Origin of the sequence: Microbacterium sp. J1-1 (assembly GCF_024498615.1) — a bacterium.
GTDB classification, from domain to species: Bacteria; Actinomycetota; Actinomycetes; order Actinomycetales; family Microbacteriaceae; genus Microbacterium; species Microbacterium aurugineum.
In genome coordinates, this window is the sequence record NZ_CP089590.1 from 1,452,146 (window position 1) to 1,466,437 (window position 14,292).

General features: G+C 68.9%; 16 protein-coding genes. 8 read left to right on the plus strand and 8 right to left on the minus strand.

Features of this window, described 5'->3' with window-relative positions:
- Positions 1–8: 8 nt before the first annotated feature.
- Positions 9–1,529, minus strand: a complete 1,521-nt coding sequence (locus tag LRQ07_RS06835) for an ABC transporter substrate-binding protein (RefSeq protein ID WP_256536224.1) — start codon at positions 1,527–1,529, stop codon at positions 9–11.
- Between the two features lie 92 nt (positions 1,530–1,621).
- A complete protein-coding gene (locus LRQ07_RS06840) occupies positions 1,622–2,548 on the minus strand; it encodes an alpha/beta fold hydrolase (RefSeq protein WP_256536225.1) in 927 nt (308 codons plus the stop codon).
- Between the two features lie 171 nt (positions 2,549–2,719).
- On the opposite strand from LRQ07_RS06840, the gene LRQ07_RS06845 reads away from it, so the two are divergent.
- The 3 genes from LRQ07_RS06845 (at position 2,720) to LRQ07_RS06855 (ending at position 4,448) form a co-directional block, all read left to right on the plus strand.
- Positions 2,720–3,196, plus strand: a complete 477-nt coding sequence (locus tag LRQ07_RS06845; protein ID WP_256536226.1) for a carboxymuconolactone decarboxylase family protein — start codon at positions 2,720–2,722, stop codon at positions 3,194–3,196.
- Positions 3,193–3,906: a tyrosine-protein phosphatase gene (locus LRQ07_RS06850; protein WP_256536227.1), complete on the plus strand. Its 714-nt coding sequence runs from the start codon at positions 3,193–3,195 to the stop codon at positions 3,904–3,906. Before LRQ07_RS06845 ends, LRQ07_RS06850 begins: the two co-directional genes overlap by 4 nt.
- 71 nt (positions 3,907–3,977) lie before the next feature.
- Positions 3,978–4,448 (plus strand): SIP domain-containing protein, encoded by a 471-nt coding sequence (locus tag LRQ07_RS06855; RefSeq protein WP_232762099.1) that lies wholly within the window; start codon positions 3,978–3,980, stop codon positions 4,446–4,448.
- A 10-nt stretch (positions 4,449–4,458) separates the two neighbouring features.
- On the opposite strand, the gene LRQ07_RS06860 is transcribed toward LRQ07_RS06855, so the two are convergent.
- The 4 genes from LRQ07_RS06860 to LRQ07_RS06875 all read right to left on the minus strand — a co-directional run bounded on the left by LRQ07_RS06860 (position 4,459) and on the right by LRQ07_RS06875 (position 8,613).
- Positions 4,459–4,902 (minus strand): hypothetical protein, encoded by a 444-nt coding sequence (locus LRQ07_RS06860; protein ID WP_047524086.1) that lies wholly within the window; start codon positions 4,900–4,902, stop codon positions 4,459–4,461.
- A complete protein-coding gene (locus tag LRQ07_RS06865) occupies positions 4,899–5,702 on the minus strand; it encodes an arginase family protein (RefSeq protein WP_256536228.1) in 804 nt (267 codons plus the stop codon). The genes LRQ07_RS06860 and LRQ07_RS06865 overlap by 4 nt, the downstream gene beginning before the upstream one ends.
- Positions 5,703–5,765: 63 nt before the next feature.
- Positions 5,766–6,509 (minus strand): PspA/IM30 family protein, encoded by a 744-nt coding sequence (locus LRQ07_RS06870; protein ID WP_047524088.1) that lies wholly within the window; start codon positions 6,507–6,509, stop codon positions 5,766–5,768.
- Between the two features lie 58 nt (positions 6,510–6,567).
- A complete protein-coding gene (locus LRQ07_RS06875) occupies positions 6,568–8,613 on the minus strand; it encodes a TPM domain-containing protein (RefSeq protein ID WP_256536229.1) in 2,046 nt (681 codons plus the stop codon).
- A gap of 122 nt (positions 8,614–8,735) precedes the next feature.
- Between LRQ07_RS06875 and LRQ07_RS06880 the strand changes: the two genes are divergently transcribed.
- The 5 genes from LRQ07_RS06880 (at position 8,736) to LRQ07_RS06900 (ending at position 12,806) form a co-directional block, all read left to right on the plus strand.
- Entirely contained in the window at positions 8,736–9,575 is an 840-nt protein-coding gene (locus tag LRQ07_RS06880; RefSeq protein ID WP_232762097.1) for a DUF3097 domain-containing protein, read from the plus strand.
- 56 nt (positions 9,576–9,631) lie between these two features.
- Positions 9,632–10,357: a tRNA (guanosine(46)-N7)-methyltransferase TrmB gene (gene trmB / locus LRQ07_RS06885; RefSeq protein WP_256536230.1), complete on the plus strand. Its 726-nt coding sequence runs from the start codon at positions 9,632–9,634 to the stop codon at positions 10,355–10,357.
- The gene (locus tag LRQ07_RS06890) at positions 10,354–11,214 is read left to right on the plus strand and encodes a CPBP family intramembrane glutamic endopeptidase (RefSeq protein ID WP_153243902.1); all 861 of its coding nucleotides are present in this window, start codon (positions 10,354–10,356) and stop codon (positions 11,212–11,214) included. Before trmB ends, LRQ07_RS06890 begins: the two co-directional genes overlap by 4 nt.
- Positions 11,215–11,272: 58 nt before the next feature.
- The gene (locus LRQ07_RS06895; RefSeq protein WP_232762095.1) at positions 11,273–11,665 is read left to right on the plus strand and encodes a DUF1304 domain-containing protein; all 393 of its coding nucleotides are present in this window, start codon (positions 11,273–11,275) and stop codon (positions 11,663–11,665) included.
- A 64-nt stretch (positions 11,666–11,729) separates the two neighbouring features.
- A complete protein-coding gene (locus LRQ07_RS06900; protein WP_256536231.1) occupies positions 11,730–12,806 on the plus strand; it encodes a DNA polymerase IV in 1,077 nt (358 codons plus the stop codon).
- Positions 12,807–12,848: 42 nt separating this feature from the next.
- Here the strand turns inward: LRQ07_RS06900 and LRQ07_RS06905 are convergent, their stop codons facing one another.
- The gene (locus LRQ07_RS06905) at positions 12,849–13,250 is read right to left on the minus strand and encodes a RidA family protein (RefSeq protein WP_131492176.1); all 402 of its coding nucleotides are present in this window, start codon (positions 13,248–13,250) and stop codon (positions 12,849–12,851) included.
- Positions 13,251–13,306: 56 nt separating this feature from the next.
- Positions 13,307–14,284, minus strand: coding sequence for a zinc-binding dehydrogenase (locus LRQ07_RS06910; RefSeq protein WP_232762093.1), 978 nt, complete (start codon positions 14,282–14,284; stop codon positions 13,307–13,309).
- Positions 14,285–14,292 lie beyond the last annotated feature (8 nt).

Below are 14,292 nucleotides of genomic sequence, written 5' to 3' on the forward strand. Positions count from 1 at the left end.
GCCGCCCGCTACCCGTCGGTGGAGACGGTGACGCCGGCGAGGTCGATGCGCGAGTTGATCGAGTCCTCCGGGAAGCCCGCGACGATCGGACTCACTGCCGTGATGGTCTCGCCGTTGTACAGCCAGTCCGCGGCGTGATCCTCCGACACGATGCGCGCGGCCTGCGCGAGCAGCTCGGCGGACTTGTCGGGGTCGACCTCGGCGAGGGCTTCGGCGTACAGACGCTGCACCTCGGTGTTGTCGTAGCCGAAGTAGTAGTCCGGGTCGGCGAAGTTGCCGAAGTCGCGCGGCTCGACGTGCAGCACGAAGCTGAGGTCGTAGTCGTGGTTGGTGTACACGTCTTCCAGCCAGGTCGGGAACTCCACCGAGTTCACCTCGAGGGAGACGCCGACCTTCTTGAAGTCGGAGATCAGCACCTTAGGCACCGTGGTCCCGTAGAAGGCGGGGATGGTAAGGGTGAGCTCCAGGTCCTCCTGGCCGGCTTCGGCCAACAGGGACTTCGCCTTCTCCGGGTCGTAGGAGATCACATCGGACAGATCCTCGTAGCCCGGGTCGAGTTCGGGGATGGGACCGTACAGGGTCGTTCCCGCGCCGACGGCTTCGACGAGCGCGTCGTGGTCGATCGCGAGTCGCAGCGCCTCGCGCACCCGGACATCGTCCAGAGGGGCCTTCTGGTTGTTGAACGCCAGCGTCGCCTTGTCGGTCGTCCGGCCCTTCGTGAGAGCGAACTCGCCGGAGTCCTCGAGCTGCGGGGCGAGGTTCGGGTCCACGGCGGTGAGCACGTCGACGTCGCCGGCGAGCGCGGCGTTCACACCCGCGGTGAAGTCGGGGATGTACTGGAACTCCACCTGGGCGACGCCTGCCTTCTCGCCCCAATAGTCGTCATTGCGCGCGAAGGTGATGGTGCTGCCCTTGTTCCACCGGGTCAGGGTGAAGGGACCGGTGCCGTTCTCCGCCGACTTCAGGTCGGTCGTGTCCCCGGTTTTGAAGACCAGCCCGGCGGGGCCCGTCAGCGTGAACAGGAAGTTCTGGTCCGGCTCCGTGAGCACGATCTCCACCGTGGTCGCGTCGGGTGCGGTGATCGAGGAGACCTTCGCGAACTCGGCGTTGCCCTGCACGGTGGCATCGGTGCGCACGGTCTCGTAGGAGGAGACGACGTCCGCGGAGGTGAGCGCCGTGCCGTCGTGGAACTGGATGCCCTCGTTGAGGGTGAAAGTGTACGTGAGGCCGTCGTCGGAAACGGTGTAGTCCGAGGCGAGACGCCCCTCGATCTCGTTCTCCTGCGTCCGGCTGACCAGTCCCTCGTAGATGTTGTCGATGAGGATCTGCTCGAGCGCGGCGCCACTGGTGTGGCGGATGTCGAGGTTGGTCGGTTCGAGGACCAGGCCGACGTGCAGGGTCGCGTCGGGGTCGGGCGTGCCGGTGTCTGTGGTGACGGTCGGCTCGGGGGAGCCGGCGCAGGCGCTGAGCATGACGGCGGTCGCCGCGAGCGCGGCGATCAGCGAGAGACGTCGGGTACGTCGGAACATGGGCGTTTCCTCTCGGTGCGGCAGTTGCTGTGTGCCGTTGGATCGAGCCTAGAGATGCGTGGGATGGTGCGGGTCAGGTATGGAACGAAGCGTCATATTCCGTGGGAGACGGCGGGGGACGCGATGAGGGCGGCGAGAGCGGTCGGGGCGGTCTCTTGGACGTTGTGTGTCGCGTCCAGCGTGACCAGGCGGGCGGTGGGCACGCGACGTTGCAGCTCGGCGGCGTCCGCTTCGCTGACGAAGCCGCGCTGCGCGCGGACCAGGGTGATCGGTGCGCGGACGGCGGAGAGATCCTCCCACCCGGTCTCGTGGAGCACGGACGGCGCGGCCACTGAGCCCGGGTCGTGGGCCGCGAGCGCCTGGGCGGCGAGGTGCGCGAAGTGGTGCTTCCACTCGACGCGGTCGTCCTCGCGCACGCGGGTGTTGAGGAAGACACCGCGCTCGGTCTCGGCGCGACTGCCCCCGAAACCGAGCGACATCGCCTTGTCGACCAGCTCATCTCGGGAGGCGAAATCGGTCGGACCGGCATAGAACTCGCGTAGCGCGGCCGGACCGGCGGTGACGTCGATGCCCGGGGTGATGTCGACGACGACGAGCTCGGACACGAGATCCGGGCGCGCGGCGGCGAGTGCAGCTCCGGTGAGTCCGCCGAGGGACTGGCCGACGACGATCTGAGGCGGGACCGCCCACGCGTCGAAGGCCGCCGCGACGTCTCGGGCGAGCGTGCGCGGGGTGTAGTCGGCATCGTCACGCCAGGAGGAGTCGCCGTGTCCGGCGAGGTCGATCGCCAGCACGGGCTCCTGAAGCGCCAGGACCGTCGTGTCCCACGTGTGCGCGTTCAGACCGGCACCGTGCAGCAGGGTGACCCGAGGCGCGCCGGTCCCGAACCGCAGCGCGCTGAGTACGCGCCCGTCGTCGAGGGGGAGGGTGACACGCTCCACCGGAGGGAGCGGAACGCCGAGCGCATCGGCCTGTGCGGGAAGATAGCTGAACTCGCTGATGTCGATCGCCACCTCCACATTCTGCTCCCTGCGCCCGGAGACGGAGAAATGCGAGAGCAAAACGCTAAATATGACGCAGAGGTTACTTGTCGTTATGGCGATCTTAGCCGAGACAAGATTGGCAGTCTGCATTTCGACCTCTCGGGGCGAGCGGGGGGCCAGCGGGCGGGCGACGAATATCATGGAGTCATGAGTGAGACGCGTGTGCACCTGTCCAAGACCGAGCCTGCCGCGTACCAGGCGCTCGATGCGTTCTCGAAGACGGTGGGCCAGATCTGCGCGGCGAACGGCATCGACGATCGTCTCAAGGAGATCGTGATGATCCATTGCTCCCAGCTCAACGGCTGCGCGTACTGCGTGCGGATCCATGTCGACCGTGCGGTCGCGGCCGGCGTCGACACCGATGTGCTCACCCAGATCTCCACGTGGCGCGAAAGCGGTGTTTTCAGCGACCGGGAGCGGGCTGCACTCGAACTCGCCGAGGCCTTCACCTTCATCTCCGAGGACGGCGTCTCGGATGACGTGTACGACCGCGTCGGCAGCGTGTTCACCGAGAAGGAATACGCCGCTCTGAGCTGGGCGTGTGTTTCCATCAACGCGTTCAACCGCATCGTGATCGCCGGCCGCTACCCGGTGCCCCCGCGTGCGTCGCAGGAGCAGGCATGACCGTTCTCCGCGTCGATGGGGTGGCGAACATCCGCGACGTCGGTGGCATCCCGGCAGCAGGCGGTCGTATCCGCGCCGGTGTCCTCCTGCGGGCGGGGCAGCTGTCCGGTGCGACCCCCGCCGGGGCGGCCCTCCTCCGTGAGCGCGTGCAGCGCATCGTCGACCTTCGAGACGGCGAGGAGGTCGCAGCGGAGCCGACGGAGATCGACGGGCCGGAGACCACGCACCTTCCCCTGTTCCTGGGGTCGGTGCGGTCATTCTTCGAAACCGACATCAGCCTCGAGGGGTTGTACCTGCACCTCCTCGAGGAGAGCGGCGATCGACTGGTGGCGGCCCTCCGCATCATCGCCGCGGGCGAGCGCACCCTCGTGCACTGCACCGTCGGCAAGGATCGCACCGGGGTGACCGTCGCTCTGGCGCTCTCCGCCGTCGGTGCCGAGAGGGAAGCCGTGATCGCCGACTACGCGCTCACCGAATCGCAGCTTCCCGCTCAGCGTACGCGGCGCATCGCCGAGTACCTGCGGTCTCAGCACCCGGACGCCGTGCATGCCGTCGCGCTCGCGACGCAGTCGCCCGCGCCGGTGATGCGACGTCTTCTCGAGCAGGTGGATGAGCGCTGGGGTTCCGTCGCCGGGTACCTGCGCGCCAACGGGATGACCGAGGGGGAGCTCGCGGCGCTGGCGCAGGCGCTCGTCGAGCCGGCCGAGTAGTGCGTGCGCACGTTTTCTCCCAGCGGGAGCAAGGTTAGGCAAGCCTTCACTTGGTGTACGATGAAGTCATCATGAACACCTCGCTCGAGACTCGCAGCACGCGCGCGGAACGTCGCGCCGCACGTCAGCGCGCGCACCACCTGGTCACGGCCGACGAGCAGTCGCTCGCCGAGCTCGAGGTGTTCCTGACCACGCTGCCTCTGTGTGCTTCCGGGCGGATCTTCATCGAGGTGCCCGAGGCCGCGGACATCGGCATGATCGACGCCCCGGGCCGTATGACGGTGACTTGGCTCGCCCGCGAGCAGCGCACCGGTGCGCCCGGCAGCGGTCGCTCCTGCGCGCCGGGACAGGCTCTGGCGCGGGCGACCTGCGCGTGGGCCGATGAGATGATGTGCGACGACGAGATCGAGACGCACGTCACGCTTCTGGGTGGCTACCTGGGGACGGCCGACATCGTCGAGCACCTCACCGGCTCCCTGGCGATCTCCCCGGCACAGATCCGCACGCCCGAGCGTTTCGGCCTGCTGCCCGCGCAGCGCTGAGGCGTAGCCCTCAGCGGGTGCGCCGCACGTAGTTCCCGTCTTCGAGACCCGCTTCGATCTCGAAGCGGTTGCGCAACGGATCGCGCCCGGCGAACAGGTAGAGCACGGGCATCAGGAAGCCGTAGCGGAGCCACTGGGCCTTGTGCACGGCCTCGTGGCGCAGCACGGCTTCGGTCGGACGCGCGTCACCGGTCAGGAAGCAGCCACCGACGCAGACCCCGCCGCGGCGAAAGGTCCATTTCGGCATGCCCCGGAAGACCCAGAGCCCGGAGCGTCTCTCCACCGGGCCGGTGCTCCACAGCGCGCCCCACATCCAGCCCACGGAGGTGCCCCACGCGTAGCCGAGTCGGCTGATCGGGGAGCGCAGCAGGAAGGAGGGGATCCGTCTGTCGAAGCGGCGCCCGCGCGCGAGCACCTCGTCGGCCGTTGCGCGCCACTCCGAGTCCGGCGTCATGCCACCGCTCCGATCAGTCGCAGCAGCGCGCCGAGATCATCGACGGCGTCGGCCGGGGACCGCGGAGCGAATCCGGCGATGGTGGCTCCGGCGAGCGGGATCTCTCCGCGCAGGGTTCGGACGGCGGTGCTCAGCGCGGCAGGGGAGAGGCCGAACGGCACGGACGACGAGACGCCCGCGAAGTCCGAGGGATCGAGTACATCGACGTCGATGTGGACCCACACGCGTGAGGCGCCCATCGAACGCACCGCATCGAGCAGAGCCTCCGGGCGCTCGAGATCGGCGACCGAGAGATTCGTCAGCGGCGCGAGTGGCGCGATCTCCGCGTCATCGAGCGTACGCATGCCGACGGTCACGACACGGTCGGCAGGGATTGCGGGGGAGAGAGCCAGTTGCTCCTCGCCCTCGCCGAGCAATGCGCGCAGTGCCATGCCGGAGAAGGCGCCCGAGGGGGACGTCTCGGGTGTGTGCAGATCTGCGTGTGCATCGCACCACACGACGGCCAGATCCTCAGTGCCGCCCGGGAGTGCATCGAGGGCGGCGACGGTGACGCTGCAGTCGCCGCCGATCACCACGGTGTCGGCGTCGATATGGCCGTGCACGAGCTCACGAGTCCGGAGCAGCGCACTCAGCCGGCGGACGCCCGTGCCGAGCGCTTCACCGGCCTCGACCGGCACGTCCAACACCGTCGTGGCCGCGCGGGGCAGATCGCCGGCGATCGCGGACGCGCCGTCGACGAGGAGCATCGCCCGTGGCGCGGGTGAGCCCTGCCACTGCGGGATGACCAGGAATCGCACCATGGGTGCCTCCGAGGGAGAACGCGGATGCCCCGAACACGAGGTCCGGGGCATCCGCTGGTCGTGTCAGGAGCCTTCGAGGGCCTGACGGGGGGCGCTGCCACCGGCCTTGAGCTCGGCGAGACGAGCCTCGACCTCGGTGAGCTCGCCGAGGTCTTCCAGGCTTTCGAACTGCGCGTCGAGGCTGGACGCAGCAAGTTCGATCTTGCCCTGCGCGAGAGCCTCCTGACGGCGGACCTTGTCCTCGAACCGGCCCAGCTCGCTGGTGGGGTCGAGCACGTTGATCGAGCCGACCGCGTCCTGCACCTTGGTCTGCGCCTCGGCGACCTTGGCGCGGGCGAGCAGTTCGCTGCGCTTGTTCTTGAGCTCGACGAGCTTGTCCTTCATGCCGTTCAGGCCGCTCTTGAGCTTGTCGACGATCTCGGTCTGCGCGGCGATCTGCGGCTCGGCGCCGGTGGCCTCGCGCTCCGCGCTGATCTGACGCTGGAGCGCGATCTTGGCGAGGTTGTCGAACTTGTCGGCGTCGGCGGCATCACCGCTGGCGCGCATCTCGTCGGCCTTGCGGCTGGCGGCGAGAGCCTTGTTGCCCCATTCGGTGGCCGCCTGGACGTCCTCTTCGTGGTCGCGTTCCAGCAGGCGCAGGTTGCCGATGGTCTCCGCGATCGCGGACTCAGCGTCGGCGATGCTGTTCGTGTAGTCGCGGACGAGCTGGTCGATCATCTTCTGCGGGTCTTCCGCAGAGTCCAGCAGAGAGTTGATGTTCGCGCGGACGAGGGTCGAGATACGTCCGAAGATGGACTGCTTGGTCATGCGTGGTTCCTTTCAGAGGGCGTCTTCGAGAGCTTGGCGTAAAAATCTGTGTGGCGGATCAGAAGCGTCTACCTCCGGATCGGCCGCTACGGCCGCCGCCGCGGGAACCCCCGCCGCCGCCGAAGCCGGAGCTGCGGAAACCGCCGCCCCCGGAGGAGCGCCAGCCACTGCGGCTGCCGCGGCTCGTGGATCGGCCGCCCCCGCCGGCGATCAGGCCGCCGATGATGCCGCCGAGGATGTCTCCTCCGATGCCCGAGCCGCCGCCCGCCGACGACCCGTAGCCTCCGAAGAGGCCACCGAAGCCGCCCTGGTCGGAGGAAGGGGCGTATGCCTGGACATCCGACTGTGCGGCTGCCGTCGCCTGCCTCGCGAGGGAGAGGGCACGATTCGCCTCGGCCAGTGCGGCATCCGGCTCGGTGGCCCGCAGGTTCAGAGCGTGCGTCAGGCTCGCCTCCGCGTTCGCGAGCCGTGTGCGGGCGGTGGAGCCCACGGTGCCGCGACGGGTCTCGATGAAATCCCGAGTCGCGCGGATCTCGGAGGTCGCCTGTGCGAGGGTCTGCTCGAGCATCTGCTGCACGCGGCGCGCGCGTTCGACGCTCTCCTGCCCGTGAGCGATGGCGCCGTCGATCTGGGTGTTCGCGGCGGTGAGCGCCTCCAGCGCTCGCTGCGGGTTGCGGGCGGACCCGGCGAGGTCGACCTGTGCGCGCTGCAACTGCTCTGCGGTCGCCGAGGTCGCGGCGGCGATCGTTCCGTCCGCATCGGGCAGCTGCCGGGCCGCGACGAGGTCCCCCTGCAGTTCGGCCACCAGAGCACGCGACTTCGTCTCGAGTGCGGACAGTTCGGACCCCAGGGCCGTCACCGCCTGGGCGAGCTGCGCCGCCTGCGCCACGGATTGTTCGGCCGTGCGGATCGCGAAGGCTGCTTCACCGGATCTGCCCGCCGCGATCGCCTGTGCGGCGGCGTCGATCGATCGATCCGCCAGCTCGGCGCGCTCGTGCGCCTGGGCCGGGTTGTCGGCGATGGTGCGGAGCGCTTCCGCGTCGTAGGTCTCTGCGAGCGCCGCGAGCGCGGGTGCGGCGGCAGCGAGTGCGGGGGCCAGAGCCGCGCGTTCGCCGCGGACCCTCTCGAGTTCCTGCGGGGCGTTCTGCTCGAGCTTGCGGAGCGCGTCGAACGCTTCGGTGTTGTCATCGAGTACATCGTCGATCTCCTCGGCGATCCGGATGATGCGGATGTGCCAGGCGCGGCGATCGTGGATCGTGTCCTCGATCTCGTCGTCGAGCTTCTGCTTCAGGTCGAATGCTTCGGCGATCTTGGCCTTGGCGGCGTCGACCACCCGGGTGAACTCCTCCGTGGCACCCTCCCCGAACTGCGCGATCGCGAAGCCGAGCTCTTCTCTGCTCGAGGTGATGGCGTCGTCGGCCTGAACGAGGGCGAGCGCGGCCTGCGTCTCGACCTGCTGATCGGTGAGCGTGGAGAACGGGTCGGCGGGATCGGGCGTCTCCGGCATCGCGCCGCGTTCGCGGATCTCGGCCCTGCGGCGCGCACGGCGCACCAGCGCGACGACGAGCCAGACGAGCAGGGCCACCACGACGACGGCGGCGACGATCACGCCGATGCGGAGCGCTCCGGCACCTCCGTCTCCCTGTATCTCATCGGCGGCGAGGGTGATCGCTCCCATCCAGTCGCCGTCGGCGGCGAACGGGACCATCTTGTCTTCGATGCTGTCGAGCTGGCCGAAGCTCAGCGGTCCGTCGGCTGCCGCGGAGATGTAGAGGCTGCGGCCGTCGACGGCGATGGCGAGGAGATACTGCTCGGTGCCGAGGTTGTTGGCCTCGGCGACGGTGTCTGCCCACTGCGCATCGTCTGTGGGGTTGGTGAACTCGTCGACGAGCACGACGAACAGGTCGGCGCTCGAGTTCTCGCTCAGTTCCTTGAGCCGTGCCTCGACCGTCGCCTCTTCGTCGGCGCTGAGCACGCCGGCCTGGTCCGTGACGAACCCGGCGTCGAGCGTGATCGGATCGGTGGCGGACGCAGCCGACGGGGCGAGTGCCCCTGCGACGATCGCCAGCACGAGTCCGGTCAGCATGAGCCACCGTTTCGTCATCGTGTTCCCTCCGACCGGCAGCCGAGCCCCATGCGTCGAGTCTATGCACTGACTACGACACGCGACAGCACTGGAGAGCGGTTCGCCGTTCGCCGTCAGCGGAGGCACATACGCTGGAAGGCATGGACGACATGTACGGTTCGGATGTGCTGGCGACCGGCTGGCGCGACCGCGGCGCGAAGCAGGTGCCACAGGTCGCGGCGGAGGCTGATCTGGTCGTCGAGGTCGCCGATGACGGGTTCTGCGGCGCCGTGACACGCGTGCAGGCGGGAAACGTCGAATTGGAGGACCGACGCGGACGACGCAGGCTCTTCCCGCTCGGCGGAGGATTCCTGATCGACGGTGCCCCCGTGCGGCTCATCAGCCCGTCCGCCCCCGCACAGGGCCGCCGTCGGACGGCGTCTGGCTCCTTCGTCGTCGCCGATCAGCGGGCGCGTGTCGCCTTGCCGAGTCGCATCCTCGTCGAGGGCAAGCATGACGCTGAACTGGTCGAGAAGGTCTGGGGCGCAGACCTGCGCGTCGAGGGTGTCGCCGTCGAGTTCCTCCAGGGGATCGACCTCCTCGACGATCTGCTCGCCGCCGAGCCGCCGACGGCGACGCGGCGCTATGGCGTGCTGGTCGACCACCTCGTGCCGGGATCGAAGGAGACCAGGGTCGCCGAGGCGATCGCGCGCGGCCCGCACGGGCGGCACCTCCGGATCGTCGGGCATCCCTTCGTCGATGTCTGGCAGTGCGTGACACCGCGTGCCCTCGGTATCGCGAAGTGGCCCGAGATCCCGCGCGGCACCGATTGGAAGACGGGGATCTGCCGTGCTCTCGGCTGGCCGTACGAGGCGCCGGGCGACACCGGACGCGCGTGGCAGTACATCCTCTCCAAGGTCACGACGTATCGGGATCTGGAGCCCGCGCTGCTCGGTCGCGTGGAAGAACTCATCGACTTCGTCACCGCCCCCGCAGAGTGACAGAGGTGCGGTCCGCGTGCGCCGGCGGACCCGAGCACGGCGACTACCCTGGAATCATGCCCGAACCCCGTACCTTCCGAGATGAACCGGTGTCGTTCGTACGCCGCAGCGGTCGGATGTCCGAGGCGCAGGAGCGCGCCTTCACCGAGCTCGGACCGCACTACCTGCTCGACGTCCCGCGCGACGTCGCCTGGACCTCGGTGCACCCGGAGGCGCGTCTCGATCCTGCGGCGGAGTACGGTCGCGACTCCGACCTGTACGTCGAGATCGGCTCAGGGCAAGGGCACGCGATCGTCGCGGCGGCGTTGTCGCGCCCGCAGGATGACTTCCTCGCCGTCGAGGTGTTCCGCGCGGGGCTCGCCCGGACCATGCTCGATGCCGACCGTGAGGGCGCACGCAATCTCCGTGTCGTCGAGGCGAACGCGCCCGAGGTGCTGTCGTCGTACCTGCCCGAGGGGGCGGCACGAGAGGTGTGGATCTTCTTCCCTGACCCCTGGCACAAGAAGCGGCACACCAAGCGTCGGCTCGTGCGGTCGGGCTTCGGTGACACCGCGGCGAGAGCGCTGCGTGATGGCGGTCTGCTGCGGCTTGCGACCGACTGGGAGGACTACGCGCTGCAGATGCGCGAGGTGCTCGATGCTGAACCGCTGTTCGAGCGCGCGTTCGACGGCGAGTGGGCCGAGCGTTTCGACGGTCGCGTCATGACCGCCTTCGAGCGCAAAGGCATCGCTAAAGGGCGCGATATCCGCGATCTCGTCTACCGGCGCCGGACCCGGCCATGACCGAGGCACGGACCGCGGCGGCGACGTGGCCCGGTATCGTTCCCGCGGGGCTCGTCTGCGCCGCAGCTCCTGCCTTCTTCGTGGCGGAGATCCCGTGGCTCGGCTGGGTGCTGCTCGCTCTGGGCCTCGGTGCCGCCTGGGTGATCGAACGCCGTCGGCCGTCCGAGAGCAGGATCGTCAGCGGGGGAGAGCAACGGCCCCCGTCGCTCGTCCGCGACCTCTCCCTGATCGCGGTCGGTCTGCTGATCGTCAGCATCATCCCGTTGGCCGCCGAGTTGGACAATCTCGCGATGCTGCGGTTCACGCTGGCTCTCGGCGGCGCGGTGGCCGTGCCCTACGTCATCTCGCGTTTCGTGTACCGCGACCGTGCGATCAGTTTCCCGTGGCGGACCCATCGTCGATGGGGGAGGCTCCAATGGGGATGGCTGGTGGCGGTGCTCGTCCTCGGCTGGCTGATCCTCCCCTTCTACTTCATCACGAGCGGCGTCTACCAGAACTGGCCCGTGGTCGACACTCCCGACCTCATCGCGCGGCTCTTCGTCGGAGTGGGCGCCGTCGGCATCTGGGACGAACTGTTCTTCATCTGCACGGTGTTCGCCCTGCTCCGTCGCCATTTTCCGAACGTGATCGCGAACCTGCTCCAGGCCGTCGTGTTCGTCTCGTTCCTGTGGGAGCTGGGGTACCGGGAGTGGGGTCCGCTGCTCACGATCCCGTTCGCGCTCCTGCAGGGATACATCTTCCTGCGCACCCATTCGCTCGCGTACGTGGTCACCGTGCATCTGCTGTTCGACGCCGTCGTGTTCGCGGTGCTCGTCCACGCGCACAACCCGGGGCTGCTGCCGATCTTCCTGGTCTGAGCACGCGCGGAGACCTCGCGGGCTTGCTGGGTGAGCTCTCGGACGAGAGAATCAGCCCATGCTCATCGTCGGTCTCGTCCTCGCCGCAGCTGCCGCTGCGTTCCATGTGTTCATCTTCGCGCTCGAGTCGCTGAGGTGGACCGAACCCGAGACCAGGAAGATCTTCGGCGTCGCCAGCGAGGCGGACGCCGTCACGATGAAGCAGCTCGCCTTCAACCAGGGGTTCTACAACCTCTTCCTGGCCCTGACCACGTTGCTCGGCATCGGTCTCGTGATCGTGGGAGCCGCGACGGTCGGTCTGACCCTGGTGTTCGCGGGCACGGCCATGATGCTCGCCGCCGCACTCGTCTTGGTGCTCGCGGACCGCACGAAGGCTCGCGCCGCGACGATGCAGGGGGCGCTGCCTCTGCTCGCCGTGATCGTGACTGCGATCGGCGTCTCGATCTCCTGACGCGCGCCCGGGGCCGCCCGGGAGACGGGGTGACAGACGCTCTCTCACCCGGCACACTCGTGTCATGGCCGACTGGGTGCTGCACGTGGACATGGATCAGTTCATCGCCGCGGTCGAGGTGCTGCGGCGACCCGAGCTCGCCGGACGCCCGGTGATCGTGGGCGGACGGGGGGATCCCACCGAGCGAGCCGTCGTGTCGACCGCGTCGTACGAAGCACGTGCCTTCGGCATCGGCTCGGGGATGCCGCTGAAGATCGCGGCACGCAAGGCCCCGGAGGACGCCGTGTTCCTCCCGGTCGATCACCAGGCATACGAGATCACCTCCGCGGACGTGATGGCTGCGCTTCGTGCGCTGCCGGAGGTCGTGGTGGAGGTCGTCGGATGGGACGAGTGCTTCCTCGGTGTGAACACGGACGACCCCGAGAGCGTGGCGCGGGCTGCGCAGGAGGCCGTGCGTGAGGCGACGGAGCTGCACTGCTCGGTCGGCATCGGCGACAACAAGGTGCGGGCCAAGATCGCGACGGAGTTCGGCAAACCCCGAGGGGTCTTCCGGCTCACCGAAGCGAACTGGTTCGACGTCATGGGCGACAGACCGACACGCGATCTCTGGGGCGTCGGCTCGAAGGTGCAGAAGCGTCTGGCTGCACGTGGCATCTCGACCGTCCGGGAACTCGCGGACGCCGAGGAGGCGATTCTCGTCGAGGAGTTCGGCCCGCGGATGGGGGTCTGGTATCACGGACTCGGATCCGGTCAGGGGCCTGCCGTCGTCGATGACACGCCGTGGGTCGCTCGCAGTCACAGCCGGGAGACGACCTACCAGCAGAACCTCACGACACCGGACCAGATCGAGCGGGCCGTTCGCGAGCTCGCCGTCCAGGCTTTCGACGACTGCGCCGCCGAGGGCAGGCCGGTCGTGCGTGTTCATCTGAAGGTTCGTTACGCGCCCTTCGAGACGAAGACGCTCGGTCGGAAGCTGCCGGGTGCGACCGAGGATCGTGAGGAGTTCGTGGCGGCGGCTCTCGCGCTGGCGGCGACCCTCGACGCCGAGCGCGAGGTCCGTCTTCTCGGTGTGCGCGCGGAGATGACGATGCCCGATGCCGCGGACGACACGGGGCGTACGCCGGTCCGCGGAAGGATCTGACTCCTCCTCCGGGTACGGCGGCTCCGATCGACGGACTCCGGGTCAGTCGCGGATGACCGCGGCGACCGCGCTCACCTCGATGAGAGCCCCGGGGACACCGAGGCCCGCGACGAGGGCCGCGGTGACCAGGGGCGGGGCGCCGTCTCTGGCGAGCCTCGACGCGACGGCGCCGTAGGCCGCGCGGAGATCCGCATCCTGACGGATCAGCACGGTCCAGCTGATGACGTCGGCGAGTCCGGCGCCCGCCGATTCGAGGGCGATGCGGGCGTTCTCGACGGCGCGGAGAGACTGCTCCGCGGCATCCGTGGATACGACCGCGCCGGTCGTATCCACACCGTTCTGGCCACCGACGTAGATCGTGGTCGCACCCGGCGGCACGACGGCGACGTGACTGAAGGCGGGGCTGGCGACGAGCCCTTCGGGCTGCATGAGGGTGATCTCCATGGTCACACTCTGCCTCGGGGAACCGACATTGCCGGCCCCGCCCTCGGATCGCGGGATCAGAAGCGCAACAGCACCTTGCCGACGCGCCCCGGGGTGTTGCTCGCCTGCACCGCCGCGCGGATGTCTCCCGCGTCGAAGGTTCCCGCCACGGGAAGCGTCAGGCTGCCGTCGCCGACCCGCTGGATCAGCTCACCGAACAGCTCGCCGCGCACGCTCGGGTCGAGCTGCGGGATCACCTTGCTGCCCCAGAAGCCCTTCACCGTCGCCTGCTTGAAGATCACGTCGGAGGAAGCGATCTCCATGGTCGGAGAGTTCATCGCCCCGAAGGCGACGAGAGTGCCTCCCTCGGCAAGGAGCGAGAGGACGTCTCCCGCGGAGGACCCGCCGACCGAGTCCACACCGGCGACGATGGGTGCTCCACCGGTGATGTGCGCGACCTGCTCGCGCCAGTCATCCTGATCAGTGGCGACCACGCCCTCGATGCCCTGCGCCCGCAGCTCCTCGACCCCTGCTCCGCGGCGGACGAGGCCGAGGACGCGGACGCCTCGTGCGGCTCCGAGCTGCGCGAGCATCCGACCGACGGCGCCGTTCGCCGCGTTCTGCACGATCCACTGGCCCGGCTCCACGTCGAGGAACCGCAGCAGGGCGATCGTGCTGAACGGCATCGAGACGAGCTGCGCGGCGCTCTCGTCCGAGAGCGAATCGGGAACCGCGATCAGGCCGGCCGCGTTCGCGAGGAAGTACTCCGACCAGGCGCCGAATGTGCCGCCGGTGGCGACCCGCTGACCGATGACGAGGTTGTCGACGCCGTCCCCGATCGCGTCGACGACGCCGAGCGCCTCGGTGCCGGACGCCGCGGGGAGCTCGGGCGTGAAGCCGTAGGTGCCGCGGACCGTCCACAGATCGTGGTTGTGGATGGGGGAGAGCACCGTCCGGAGGCGGACCTGGCCCGCGCCCGGTTCCGGGAGGGGGCGGTCTTCGATCCGGAGGACCTGCTCGGGATCGCCGAACGTCTGGTGGATGAGTGCGCGCATGGGGTTCC

Bases quoted from the DNA above. Each gene is read 5' to 3' on its own strand.
- LRQ07_RS06900 (WP_256536231.1), top strand. From the start codon at position 11,730: ATGGCCGACTGGGTGCTGCACGTGGACATGGATCAGTTCATCGCCGCG.
- LRQ07_RS06870 (WP_047524088.1), bottom strand. From the start codon at position 6,509: ATGACCAAGCAGTCCATCTTCGGACGTATCTCGACCCTCGTCCGCGCG.
- LRQ07_RS06890 (WP_153243902.1), top strand. From the start codon at position 10,354: ATGACCGAGGCACGGACCGCGGCGGCGACGTGGCCCGGTATCGTTCCC.
- LRQ07_RS06865 (WP_256536228.1), bottom strand. From the start codon at position 5,702: ATGGTGCGATTCCTGGTCATCCCGCAGTGGCAGGGCTCACCCGCGCCA.
- LRQ07_RS06850 (WP_256536227.1), top strand. From the start codon at position 3,193: ATGACCGTTCTCCGCGTCGATGGGGTGGCGAACATCCGCGACGTCGGT.
- LRQ07_RS06895 (WP_232762095.1), top strand. From the start codon at position 11,273: ATGCTCATCGTCGGTCTCGTCCTCGCCGCAGCTGCCGCTGCGTTCCAT.
- LRQ07_RS06860 (WP_047524086.1), bottom strand. From the start codon at position 4,902: ATGACGCCGGACTCGGAGTGGCGCGCAACGGCCGACGAGGTGCTCGCG.
- LRQ07_RS06845 (WP_256536226.1), top strand. From the start codon at position 2,720: ATGAGTGAGACGCGTGTGCACCTGTCCAAGACCGAGCCTGCCGCGTAC.
- LRQ07_RS06855 (WP_232762099.1), top strand. From the start codon at position 3,978: ATGAACACCTCGCTCGAGACTCGCAGCACGCGCGCGGAACGTCGCGCC.
- trmB (WP_256536230.1), top strand. From the start codon at position 9,632: ATGCCCGAACCCCGTACCTTCCGAGATGAACCGGTGTCGTTCGTACGC.
- LRQ07_RS06835 (WP_256536224.1), bottom strand. From the start codon at position 1,529: ATGTTCCGACGTACCCGACGTCTCTCGCTGATCGCCGCGCTCGCGGCG.
- LRQ07_RS06910 (WP_232762093.1), bottom strand. From the start codon at position 14,284: ATGCGCGCACTCATCCACCAGACGTTCGGCGATCCCGAGCAGGTCCTC.
- LRQ07_RS06880 (WP_232762097.1), top strand. From the start codon at position 8,736: ATGGACGACATGTACGGTTCGGATGTGCTGGCGACCGGCTGGCGCGAC.
- LRQ07_RS06905 (WP_131492176.1), bottom strand. From the start codon at position 13,250: ATGGAGATCACCCTCATGCAGCCCGAAGGGCTCGTCGCCAGCCCCGCC.
- LRQ07_RS06875 (WP_256536229.1), bottom strand. From the start codon at position 8,613: ATGACGAAACGGTGGCTCATGCTGACCGGACTCGTGCTGGCGATCGTC.